The sequence below is a fragment of the Pantoea sp. CTOTU46764 genome, assembly GCF_031974595.1.
GTDB classification, from domain to species: Bacteria; Pseudomonadota; Gammaproteobacteria; order Enterobacterales; family Enterobacteriaceae; genus Pantoea; species Pantoea trifolii.
This window is the reverse complement of sequence record NZ_DALYOQ010000069.1, coordinates 15,879-27,303: the sequence shown is the minus strand read 5'-3', so window position 1 is coordinate 27,303 and position 11,425 is coordinate 15,879. Positions and strand designations below refer to the sequence as shown.

Sequence of the window (11,425 nt, the reverse complement as noted above, 5' to 3'; positions counted from 1 at the left end):
CCTGCCAGCGAAGCGCCGAGCGTATCAAGCAAATGACGTTTCGCCTGCTCTACCAGCGGCGCAGGCAGTTGTGCAAAACGCGTCTCGGCGATAAAGGCCGCCAGTTGATCAAGCGTGCTCGCCATGCGCGCCTCCGATGATGCGGGTAAACACCTCCGCCGGATGGGAGACATCGTTATCCGGCTGCGTCTGCCAGTGCGCCGCCACCTGCTCGGCAGTGGCGATCCACACGTTGTGCTGTTGCAGCGTGTCAAGCAGCGCCCGCAGCAGGCCAATACGTCCGGCGGTGCCGATGATTTCCGGATGCAGGCGCAGCAGGTAGCACAGGCCAAAGCGGTGGAAGCCGTGGAAATCCTGCGTCATATTCGCCAGCGTTTCCGCATAAGGCGCAATGCGCGATTGCCCCGGCGGAATCGCCGGGCTGAGGTTGAAGGCGAAATAGGGCTCATCTTCCAGCGTGTAGTGCATCGGCAGTTCCACCAGGCGCGTGCCAGGATGGAAGTAAGGCAAATCGTCGCCGCGCCAGCTGGATGACCAGCGAATACCGCGTTCTATCAGCGCCTCGGCCAATCCCGGTTTCCACTGCCCGGCGGGCGTGCGGAAGCCGACAATAGCGCGGCCGGTGATGTGCGCCAGTTTGTCGCAGCCGCGCGTCACGCTGGCAATTTGTTGCTCCAGCGTGAGTAACGAGAAATCTTCATGGGTATCGCCGCTGCAGGCAATTTCATGGCCGTCGGCCACCATGCGCTGCACCAGTTCCGGCTGCTCTTCGGCGACAATCGCCGGCATACACCATGTGGCTTTGAGCTGCTTTTCCGCCAGCAGCGCCAGCAAGCGATCAACGCCGCGCAGCGTGCCGTAGCGCCACACCGACAGCGTTTTATCGCGCCCCGCCACCGCAGGCGCCTGAGTGAGAATGCCGTGAATGTCGTTGAAGTCGAGGGTGAGGATCGCTGCCGACTGGAAGCCCAGCGGCCAGCGTGAAGGTTCAGTCATGCTGTTGCTCCTGCAAATACCACTGCGCCACCGCATCGCAACGCGCGAACCACACGTCTTCGCGCGCCGTCATATGTTCAAACAGCTGTTCGAGCAGCAAAATGCGTCCCGGCTGGCCGGAGATTTTCGGGTGAAACAGCGTGGTGAGGCACAAGCCTTCATCCATCGCGCCATCGAACTCGCGCTGCCAGTTATCGCGCGTGTGCGCATAGCTGGCGATGCGGTCGCCGCCTTTGGGGAAATCAGGCTGGCGCGTGTAGGCCAGCGAGGCGTAATCATCCATCTCCCATTTACCGGGGATCTCCACCAGCGGCGTATGGCCGGCCACCGGAATGCTGTAGGGACGATCGTCGCCGCGCATGCTGCTGGAGTAGATCACGCCCGCATCGCGCAGGATTTGTGGCGTTTCGGCATGCCAGTCGCCCGACGGCGTACGAAAACCGCAGGCGGTGATGCCCAGATGCTGGTGAAAGACTTCAGCGGATTTCGCCATGACTGCACGCTGTTCATCCGGTGAAATCGCCCAGAAGGATTCGTGGCGATAGCCGTGATAGGCCACTTCGTGGCCCTGTTCGATAATCGCCTGACACTGCTGCGGCCACTGCTCCACCACCCACGCCGGCACAAAAAAGGTGGCGGGCAGCTCGAAGGCGCGCAGCAGGTCAAGCAGACGCCCGAGCGCACGGTACGGCCCGTAGGCCCCAAAGGTAAAATACTCTGGCGTTGACCACAGGCTGCCATTCAGCATGGCATCGCCGGTGGGACCGTCGAGGTCAAACGCCAGCGCCATACAGCCGCGTTTACCCTGCGGCCAGCGCACTGCGCCCGGTTGTTGCATCTGCGCGCTCCTTAGCCCTGGTTAACGGTCGCCTTCGCCACGCCGTTGTCTGCCAGGCCCCATTTGCCGAGGATTTTCTGGTAAGAGCCATCGGCAATCATCGCGTCGATCGCCGTCTGAATCGCCGTGGTCAGCTCGCCCGCATCTTTACCAATCGCCATGCCGGTGTACTGGAAGGAGAAGGCTTTATCCAGCGCCTTATATTTGCCCTTTTCCAGATCCATGATGTACGGCAGGGTTTCGCTGCCCTGCACCACGCCATCCAGACGGTTCTGGCGCAGCTGAGTACGCGCATCGGCGGTGCCTTCGGCGCCTACCACGATGATCGCCGGCTTACCGGCCGCTTCACAGTGCGCTTTTGACCAGTTGGCAATCTCTAGCGGGAAGGTGGTGCGACGGCTGGTGCCGACTTTCTTGCCGCACAGATCCATTGCGCTGTTGATATCGCTGCGCGCGGATTGGGTATAGAACTGCGGGCCGGTTTTGAAGTAGTCGATAAAGTTAACCACCTGCTGGCGCTCTTTGGTGTCGGTCATGCCGGACATCACCAGATCGACGCGCTTGGTCACCACCGCGTTAACCATCTGCTCGAAGGCGATCTCCTGCCAGTTAATCTTCACGCCGAGCTTTTCACCAATCGCCTGGCCGAGATCGTAATCCACGCCGGTCAGCTGGTTAGTGGCCGGATCTTTAAAATCCATCGGCGGGTAGTTCGGCATGATCGCCACGGTCAGCCCTTTCTCTTTGATCGCAGCAGGAACCGCGATATCTGCCCAGGCAGAGGATTGCAGCAATACGGCGGCACTGATGGCACTCAATAACAGCTTTTTCATATTCACCCCGGTAATGTTAAAGAAGAATCGCGTTAATAAAGTTTTTCATCCGTGGATTTTGCGGGTTCAGCAGAATGTCTTCCGGTGCGCCCTGCTCGATAATGCGTCCCTCGTCCATAAACACCACCTGATTGGCCACCTCACGGGCAAAGCCCATTTCGTGGGTGACCACCAGCATGGTGGTGCCCTCTTTTGCCAGCTGACGCATCACCGCCAGCACTTCGCCTACCATCTCCGGATCCAGCGCCGAAGTGGGTTCGTCAAACAGCATCAGTTTGGGTTTCATCGCCAGCGCGCGGGCAATCGCCACGCGCTGCTGCTGGCCGCCGGAGAGCGACTGCGGATAGTCGTGCGCTTTGTGCGCCAGACCGACGCGATCGAGCAACGCCATCGCCTCTTCGCTGGCTTCGCGCCTTGGACGCAGCAGCACGCGACACGGTCCTTCGATGATGTTCTCCAGCGCGGTTTTGTGTGGGAACAGGTTAAAGCGCTGGAACACCATGCCGGTTTGCAGGCGCTGACGCGCAATCTGCTTGTCGCTCAGCGCATGCAGTTTGTTCCCGGCGATGCGATAGCCCGCCAGCTCGTTGTCGACCCAAATCCCGCCTTTATCGACCTTCTCAAGCTGGTTGATGCAGCGCAAAAAGGTGCTTTTGCCGGAACCGGAGGGACCGAGGATGCACATCACCTCGCCGTAGTTCACTTCGAGGCTGACATCCTTCAGGGCGTGGAACTGGTCGAAATATTTGTTCACCTTGACGGCGCGCACGATGTTTCTCATGTTGGGCTCCTGATTACTGACGCTGACGATGGCCGCGTGAGAAATAACGTTCCAGTCGGCTCTGTCCAAACGACAACACCGTGACCACAATCAGGTACCAAATACCTGCCACGAACAGCAGTTCCATGACGCGCGCGTTGGCGAAGTAGATGGTTTGCGTGTTGTAGAGCAGTTCGGAGTACTGAATCATGCTGGCGAGACTGGTGGTTTTGATCATGCTGATAAATTCGTTGCCGACCGGCGGCAGAATCACGCGCATCGCCTGCGGCAGAATGATGCGATGCAGCGCCTGCAGACGCGGCATGCCGATGGCTTTCGCCGCTTCGTATTGCCCGGTATCCACCGACAGCAAGCCCGCACGCACCACTTCCGAGGTGTACGCGCCCTGATTGATGCTCAAACCGAGCAGCGCGGCGAGGAACGGCGTCATGATGGTGACGGTTTGCACGCTGAACACGCCGGGAATGCTGATGGTGGGAAACACCAGCGCGAGGTTGAACCACAGCAGCAGCTGCAAAATCAGCGGCGTGCCGCGAAAAATCCACGCGTAGCCCACGGCGATGTAGTGCAGCACCGGATTGGGCGACATGTACATGATGGCGGTGATGACGCCAAACAGCACGCCGAGCCCCATCGCCAGCACCGACATGATCAGCGTGTTGACCACGCCGTTGAGAATCGCCTGGGCGGTAAAGAACTGGCCAACAAACGACCATTCGATATTGCCGTGGGCAAAGGCGTTCACCAGCAGCGCCAGCAGCACCAGAATCACCGCCGACGCGGTAATGCGGCCGTAATAACGGCGCGGCACCACCTGATAACGATCGAGATCGTAATGCGTCTGCTCGCGGCTATTGTTCAAACTCGGCTCAATCGGCGTTGATTGCGACATAAAGCTCTCCTCAGGCGCGTGGGCCAGCGTAATCTTCGGTCCAGCGCTGCTGGTCCTGCATCAGAGTTTGCAGACGTGCCAACTGCTCACGCACGCGTGCCGGTGCGGTACCGCCGTAGCCGCTGCGGGCCGCCAGCGCGGCTTCCAGCGTCAGGGCGCTGCGCACCTCCGGCGTTAAGCGGGCATCCACCGCGTGCAGCTGCGCATCGCTGAGATCCGACAGACCGCAGTTTTCGCGCTCGCACAATTGCACCAGTTGGCCGGTGATCTCATGCGCTTCGCGGAACGGCACACCGCGCATCGCCAGCCAGTCGGCCACTTCGGTCGCCAGCGTGAAGCCGTCCGGTGCCTGCTGGCGCATCACGTCGGTGTTGAATTTCAGCGTCGCCATCATGCCTGCCATCGCCGGTAGCACCAGCAGCAGCGTATCCACCGCATCAATCACGTTGCGTTTGTCGTCGCTGAGATCGCGGTTGTAGGAGAGCGGCATCGCTTTCATGGTCGTGAGCAGCGCCATCAGATTGCCGACCAGGCGGCCAGCGCGGCCGCGCGTCAGTTCGGCGATGTCCGGGTTTTTCTTCTGCGGCATGATGGAGCTGCCGGTGGCGTAGCTGTCATGCAGCTCGACCCAGCGGAACTGGCGCGATGCCCACATGCACACTTCTTCGCACAGGCGTGACAGGTTGATGCCGATCATGCTGGTGACAAACAGGAATTCAGCGGCATAGTCGCGGCTGGCCACGGCATCGATGGAGTTTTCACACGGCGCGAGATAAGCGAGATCGGCGGCGGCGTGCTCCGGCTGGCGCGCAATGGCGGAACCGGCCATCGCCGCGGCACCGAGCGGACAGCGTGCGCTGCGGCGATCCCAATCCTGCATACGTTCGATATCGCGGGCGAAGGATTGCGCATGGGCCAGCAGCTGGTGACCGAACACAATCGGCTGTGCCTGCTGCAAATGTGTGAAACCGGGCGCGACGCTTTCGGTGTGCTGCGCCGCCTGCTCGACCAGCGCCTGCTGCAGGGCCAGCAAGGCGCTGACCACCTTGCGGCCGTTGTCGCGCAGATAGAGACGCAGGTCGTTAACGGTTTGATCGTTGCGCGAACGGCCGGCGCGCAGCTTGCCGCCCAGCGCACCTAAACGCTCGGTCAGCGCGCGTTCGATAAAGGTGTGCACATCTTCGTCGGCGGCAATCGGATGCAGCTGACCGGCGCGATAATCGGCATCTAACGCGTCAATGGCGTCCAGCATGGTACTGAGCTCGTCGGCGCTCAGCAGATCGCCGCGCGCCAGTTCACGGGCATGCGCCCGGCAGCCCGCCAGATCGTAAGGTGCCAATGCAAAGTAATAATCCGGGCTACGAGACAGCGCGGTTAAACTCGCCGCCGGTGCCGCTTTAAAACGCGCGCCCCATAACAGTTCGGCATTATCAGACATGCTATTTCCCCTTACAGATAATCATCAGCGATATGAAAAAGATATGAATGAGCCAGTTGAGATAATGAAAGCTTATTTTATGGCTACACTGGTAAATAGGGCCTATTTCAGGTTCACTGTACTTTCACCGCAATTATTCCGGAGTTGAATAGCAAAAATGGAAAGTAAAGTTTCCCAGTCCGGAAACAATGCAAATAATCGCAGCGATAATGCGGTTCTGGCACTGAGTAATATCGATTTAAAATTACTGCGGGTATTTAAATGCGTAGTAGAAGCCGGCGGATTAACCGCTGCCAGTCACGAATTGAATATTGGTCTGGCGGCGATCAGTAAACAGGTTTCCGATCTGGAAATTCGTCTCGGCATGACATTATGCAGCCGCGGACGCGAAGGTTTTGAGCTGACGCAATACGGCATCAACGTGTATCAGGCCACGCTGGAGCTGTTCGTCTCGCTGAATCTGTTTCGCGAGCGCTTACACAACAGCCGCAATGAACTGCTGGGCGACATTGCCATTTGCGTGGTGGATAACACCATCTCCGACCCGCAATCGCCGGTCACTGCCGCGGTGCAACAGCTGCACCAGAAAGCGCCAAAGGTACAAATTCGACTGCAAACCTCACAGTTAGATGATATTGAGCGCGGCATCAGTGAAGGCCGTTTTCATTGTGGCATTGCACCGGTTTATGAAATGAAAAGTGATTTCGATTACTTCCCGCTTTATAAGGAATATTCAAAATTATATTGCTCTATGTCACATCCTTTATATTCCGGTTCGAGTGATAAAAATATCTCGCTGGACATATTACGTGAGCAGAAAATCATTAATCATTTATATGTGACGCCGCGCGATGATCGTCGCATCATTCCGTTGCAGGACAGCGGTGCGCAGGCGGTTCAGGTTGAATCTGTCGCCATGCTAATTTTGACCGGCCATTTTATTGGTTATTTACCGGATCATTATGCCGCCGCGTTTATTGCGCGTGGTCAGCTGTGTGAGTTGGGCGATGATTCGATTCGCCGTGAAAACCCGTTTTGTTTGATGATGAAGAAAGGCCGCAAAATAAATCCGATTATCCGGCTGTTTATGCAGGCGCTGGGCGTGGCAGAGGCGGAGGCAGCGCACTGATTTGGTGCGTTTTAAGATTGTGCTCGCTGTCCCCCATCCCGGCCTTCCCCCGCAAGCGGGGGAAGGAGACGCTGCCACATGCAGCTTCAACACTGACATGTGGCAGCATCTTCCTCCCCCATTTATGGGGGAGGACCGAGGAGGGGGACAGCAGGCACAATCACAATCACCCTAACACCTTAAACATCACCGTGGTCGCATCCAGCACACCTTCTGTTGACTCGGCATACATGGGAATCGACCCCGCAATCTGCCAATCCATCGACAAATATAAATCCGTCGCCACGTCGCCGCTGCGCGTGTCCAGCACCAGCAAGGTTTTGCCCTGCGCTGCCGCCAGTTGTTCGGCCTGCTGCATCAGGCGGCGCGCAATGCCCTGCCGTCTGGCGCGCGGATGCACCAGCAGCTTGCTGATCTCCGCCCGATGGCGACCATTCGGCATCGCGCTGAAACCGACCATCACCGTCGCCACAATCACGCCCTGCTGATACGCCACCAGCAGCTGGTTGTCGCCGCTCGCCAGGCTGTAAATTTTGTCCTGCCAGAAGCGCGCAATGGCCGCGCGATCGTCGGCATCAATAAAGCCCACGCTGGCACCGTCGGCGACACAGCCCTGCAGCACATCACATAATGCCGCCAGCAGCGGCTGCGCCTGGGTGGCGCTGAGACGTTCGATGTCAATCATGGTTTGCATACCACCAAAATGTAGCGCGCGCCGCCTTCGGCATGAGCGGCAAACGCGGATTTGCCGGTAAGATGGAAGCGCAGACAGTCGCCCGCCTGCAGCGTCCAGTGTTGATCGTCCATGCTGATGGTCAGCTCGCCCGATTGCAGCCAGATATGTTGCTCCAGCCCCTGAATCGGCGGCGCGTCGTAATCAATGCGCGCGCCGGGACGCAGTACGCCTTCCACCACTTCCGCTTTAAAGTGGCTGGCGGGCGGCGATACGTTGCGGCGCTGGAACCCGCTGGCGTCGTCGCGCCACACCGGCTGTTGCTCCGCTTTCAGCAGCAGCGCGGCCTCCTCTTCCACCTCGCTGAGCAGGCGCGACATGGTCAATCCGTATGCCACGCAAAGGCGGTTAAGCAAAGCGGCTGTTGGGCTCGTTTCAGCGCGTTCAATGCGCGACAATGACGCCCGACTGATGCCGGTCGCCATCGCCAAATCATCTAATGACCAACCGCGTTGTACGCGTAATTCGGCCAGTCGTGCCGCCAGTCGATCGTCGGTATCCGAAGCAGACATCTTTACCTCTCATTTATGGGAAATAAATCTCACATATGAGATAACACTACGAATCCTCAACACGGTCAAGTTGTACAACTAAAAAATCGTTGTACAACCCAAGCCTGAGGGTTAAGGTGTTGTTATGCAGGTCAGTATTTTTGAGGACTTTATGGCCTTATACAGTATCGGGGATGTGGCCGAACGCTGTGGAATCAACCCGGTAACGCTTCGCGCCTGGCAGCGACGTTACGGTCTGTTAAAACCCCAGCGTACCGAAGGTGGTCATCGGCAGTTTGATGATGAAGATGTTCAGCGTATCGAAGAGATAAAACGCTGGATAGAGAGTGGCGTGCCCGTTGGCAAAGTGAAAGCGTTGCTGGAAGGCGCCACCGTCAATGTGGATGACGGTTGGTCTGCGCTGCAGGAAGAGTTGATGAGCGTACTGCGCCACGTTCGGCCGGCGAAATTGCGCGTTAAAATTGCCACTATTGGCCGGGAACATCCGGTGGATGCGTTAATCGATCACGTATTCGTGCCGGTTCGCCAGCGTCTCGGTTTAGATCAGAACACCGCGCGTACCATGTGCAGTCTGCTTGATGGCGCGCTGATTGATTATGTGGCGTTTTGTCTGGCCTGTGGACGTAAAAAAGCCGGTAAAGATGCCTTGATGCTGGGTTGGGCGGTGGAAGATCGTACCCGCATCTGGCTGGAAGCCTGGCGTTTGTCGCAGCAAGGCTGGCGCATGGATGTGTTGGCGGAGCCGCTGGACATGCCGCGCCCTGAGTTATTCCCAGGACAAAATCTGTTTATCTGGACCGGCAAAAAGCCGACGCGTCGCCAGGTCGAGCAGTTTGAACACTGGCAGGCACAAGGTTTTGCCATTCACCTGCACGATCCCGCATAAGTAAAAATCGCACACACGGCCTTTGCCTGGCGTGGTGTGCGCGTTATCATGCCGCCCTAAATTTCTTTTCTCAGGTCTCCTCATGAACTGGAATAAACTCCTTATCGGTTCCCTGTTTGCCATTATGGCGCTTGGCGGCATGGGCGGTATGATGCTGGTCGGCTACAGCCTCATTGTGCATACCCACTAAGTTTACGCTGCACGCGCTCTAACAGGCGATCGCAGATCAACGCCAACAGCGCCACCAGCAGCGCGCCCTGAATCACATAGGCGGTGTTAAAGCCGCTCAAACCGATAATCACCGGCGATCCCAGACTCTCCGCGCCCACCGTGGAAGCAATGGTTGCCGTGCCGATATTGATCATCACCGAGGTTCGCACGCCCGCCATAATCACCGGTGCTGCCAGCGCCAGTTCAATCTGCCACAAGCGTTTCCACGGCCCCATGCCGAGGCCGACCGCGATTTCGCGATTGCTGGCTGGTACGCTATCTAAGCCCGCCAGCGTGCCCTGCAAAATCGGCAGCAAACCGTAGAGAAACAGCGCCATTACTGCGGGCGTCGCGCCAAATCCCATCACCGGCACCGCAATCGCTAACACCGCAACCGGCGGAAAGGTTTGCCCGGCCGCCGCCACGGTTTCCAGCAGCGGACGAAAGGCGCGTCCGGCGTGACGCGTAGCAAACACCGCACAGCCAACGCCGACCAGCAACGCCAGCAGGCTGCCGCTGACCACTAAGGCCAGATGCGCCAGCGCCAATCGCCAGAAACTCTCCTGCTGATAGAGCGGACGCTCCAGCTGCGGAAACCAGTGGGCAAACAGCGGGCCGCTGTGCGGCAAGCCCCACAGCAACAGCAGGAAGGCCGCCAGCAGCCAGTAAAGCGGATCGCGTAACAGCCGCATCAGCTCGCCTCCCGCTGGCGCAGCAGATCGCTGAAGTGCAGCACGCCGAGCGGTTGCTGATGCTGATCGATCACCGGCAATTTGTCGGTGCGGCGCGCAATAAACTGCGACAGCGCTTCACGCAGCGTCAGCGATGCGGCAATCGGTTCGGCATCGAGCCATTCACCGCGTCGCGCCGCGCTGCCCGCACGCCCCAGCGCCAGCAAACGCACGCCGAGTTCACTGCGGCCAAAGAACTCGCGGGCAAAGTCATTCACCGGCTGCGTCAGCAGATCGATCGGTCTGCCCTGCTGCACGATTTCGCCGCCGTCCATCAGCACCAGTTGATCGGCCAGCGTCAGTGCTTCGTCGATGTCATGCGTCACCAGCACCACGGTGCGACCCGACATTTTCTGAATGCGCAACATTTCGTGTTGCAGCGCCAGACGGTTGACCGGATCAAGCGCGCCAAAAGGTTCATCCATCAGCAGCAATTCAGGATCGGCCGCCAGCGCTCGCGCCACGCCGACGCGCTGCTGCTGTCCGCCCGACAGCTGATGCGGCATGCGCGTCGCCAGGTGGCTATCAAGATTGAGCAGCGCCAGCAGCTCTTCAACGCGGTGGTTGATCTTCGCCTGCGGCCAGCCGAGCAGCGACGGCACGGTGCTGATGTTCTTCGCCACGTTCCAGTGTGGAAACAGACCAATCGACTGAATGGCGTAACCGATGCGGCGACGCAGTGCGCGCGCATCCATGCTTTCGATGGCTTCTCCGGCGAAGCGGATTTCGCCGCTGTCGTGTTCGACCAGCCGATTGATCATCTTCAGCGTGGTCGATTTGCCGGAACCCGACGTGCCGATCAGCACGGTAAAACTGCCCTTCTCAATCTTCAGCGACAGGTTACGTATTGCCTCTTTGCCGGCGAACACTTTGCTCACCTGGTGAAATTCAATCATGACGTCTCTCCAGCAGTGCCGACAGTAAACGCAGCAGTGCATCAAAAATCACCGCCAGCGCCACCACCGGAATCACGCCCAGCAGCACCAGATCCAGCGCGCTGCTCAGCAATCCCTGAAAAACAATGGCGCCGAATCCGCCTGCTCCAATCAGCGCCGCGACCACCGCCAGGCCAACGGTTTGTACCACTACCACGCGCAGCCCGGATAGCCACACCGGCAGCGCCAGCGGCAACTCGGCGTGCCAGAACTGTTGCCACGCGCTCATGCCCATGCCGCGCGCGGTTTCACGCACTTCCTGCGGCACCTGCTGCAAACCGGCCACCACGCTGCGCACCAGCGGCAGCAGCGCGTAGAGCACCAGCGCAATCAAAGCCGGTGCGATGCCGATGCCGCTGATGCCCCAACGCCCCAGCAGCGGAAAATGCGCCACCAATCCCGCCAGTGGCGCAATCAGCAAGCCGAACAGCGCCACCGACGGCACGGTTTGGATCAGATTGAGCAGGCTAAACGCAGCATTTTGCCAGCGCGGACGGCGCGCAATCGCCAG

Annotated in this window: 13 protein-coding genes; 2 read left to right on the top strand and 11 right to left on the bottom strand. The window is 58.9% G+C overall.

The annotated features are described in order from the left end of the window. Window positions 1–108 precede the first annotated feature (108 nt). Genes RTM06_RS18590 through argH form a run of 6 tightly spaced genes read right to left on the bottom strand, consistent with a single transcriptional unit; the run spans window position 109 to window position 5,778 of the window. Window positions 109–996, bottom strand: coding sequence for a polysaccharide deacetylase (locus tag RTM06_RS18590; protein WP_312184169.1), 888 nt, complete (start codon window positions 994–996; stop codon window positions 109–111). Continuing rightward, complete coding sequence (locus tag RTM06_RS18585; protein WP_312184167.1) at window positions 989–1,834, bottom strand: polysaccharide deacetylase; 846 nt, start codon at window positions 1,832–1,834, stop codon at window positions 989–991. Before RTM06_RS18585 ends, RTM06_RS18590 begins: the two co-directional genes overlap by 8 nt. An 11-nt stretch (window positions 1,835–1,845) precedes the next feature. Further along, window positions 1,846–2,667, bottom strand: coding sequence for an ABC transporter substrate-binding protein (locus tag RTM06_RS18580; RefSeq protein WP_312184165.1), 822 nt, complete (start codon window positions 2,665–2,667; stop codon window positions 1,846–1,848). A 16-nt stretch (window positions 2,668–2,683) separates the two neighbouring features. Continuing rightward, window positions 2,684–3,448, bottom strand: coding sequence for an amino acid ABC transporter ATP-binding protein (locus tag RTM06_RS18575; protein ID WP_008102604.1), 765 nt, complete (start codon window positions 3,446–3,448; stop codon window positions 2,684–2,686). 13 nt (window positions 3,449–3,461) lie between these two features. Then, entirely contained in the window at window positions 3,462–4,340 is an 879-nt protein-coding gene (locus tag RTM06_RS18570; RefSeq protein WP_176970961.1) for an amino acid ABC transporter permease, read from the bottom strand. A gap of 10 nt (window positions 4,341–4,350) precedes the next feature. Further along, the gene (gene argH, locus RTM06_RS18565) at window positions 4,351–5,778 is read right to left on the bottom strand and encodes an argininosuccinate lyase (RefSeq protein WP_312184162.1); all 1,428 of its coding nucleotides are present in this window, start codon (window positions 5,776–5,778) and stop codon (window positions 4,351–4,353) included. A 157-nt stretch (window positions 5,779–5,935) separates the two neighbouring features. Here argH and RTM06_RS18560 point away from each other — a divergent pair, with 157 nt between their 5' ends. Further along, a complete protein-coding gene (locus RTM06_RS18560; protein ID WP_312184160.1) occupies window positions 5,936–6,907 on the top strand; it encodes a LysR family transcriptional regulator in 972 nt (323 codons plus the stop codon). A 166-nt stretch (window positions 6,908–7,073) separates the two neighbouring features. Here RTM06_RS18560 and RTM06_RS18555 read toward each other — a convergent pair whose 3' ends face one another. Continuing rightward, window positions 7,074–7,592 carry a GNAT family N-acetyltransferase gene (locus RTM06_RS18555; protein ID WP_265297301.1) on the bottom strand — a complete coding sequence of 173 codons (519 nt, stop codon included), beginning with the start codon at window positions 7,590–7,592 and terminating at the stop codon, window positions 7,074–7,076. Continuing rightward, window positions 7,589–8,152 carry a helix-turn-helix domain-containing protein gene (locus tag RTM06_RS18550; protein ID WP_179451485.1) on the bottom strand — a complete coding sequence of 188 codons (564 nt, stop codon included), beginning with the start codon at window positions 8,150–8,152 and terminating at the stop codon, window positions 7,589–7,591. The genes RTM06_RS18555 and RTM06_RS18550 overlap by 4 nt, the downstream gene beginning before the upstream one ends. Window positions 8,153–8,303: 151 nt before the next feature. Between RTM06_RS18550 and RTM06_RS18545 the strand changes: the two genes are divergently transcribed. Next, entirely contained in the window at window positions 8,304–9,038 is a 735-nt protein-coding gene (locus tag RTM06_RS18545) for a MerR family transcriptional regulator (RefSeq protein ID WP_256698384.1), read from the top strand. A gap of 170 nt (window positions 9,039–9,208) precedes the next feature. Here the strand turns inward: RTM06_RS18545 and RTM06_RS18540 are convergent, their stop codons facing one another. From RTM06_RS18540 to RTM06_RS18530, 3 genes are all read right to left on the bottom strand, one after another. After that, a complete protein-coding gene (locus RTM06_RS18540) occupies window positions 9,209–9,940 on the bottom strand; it encodes an ABC transporter permease (RefSeq protein ID WP_256695995.1) in 732 nt (243 codons plus the stop codon). Further along, window positions 9,940–10,875 carry an ABC transporter ATP-binding protein gene (locus RTM06_RS18535; protein WP_312184156.1) on the bottom strand — a complete coding sequence of 312 codons (936 nt, stop codon included), beginning with the start codon at window positions 10,873–10,875 and terminating at the stop codon, window positions 9,940–9,942. The genes RTM06_RS18540 and RTM06_RS18535 overlap by 1 nt, the downstream gene beginning before the upstream one ends. Next, a partial coding sequence (locus tag RTM06_RS18530) for an ABC transporter permease (protein ID WP_312184154.1) occupies window positions 10,868–11,425 on the bottom strand: 558 nt, incomplete at its 5' end. The genes RTM06_RS18535 and RTM06_RS18530, both read right to left, overlap by 8 nt.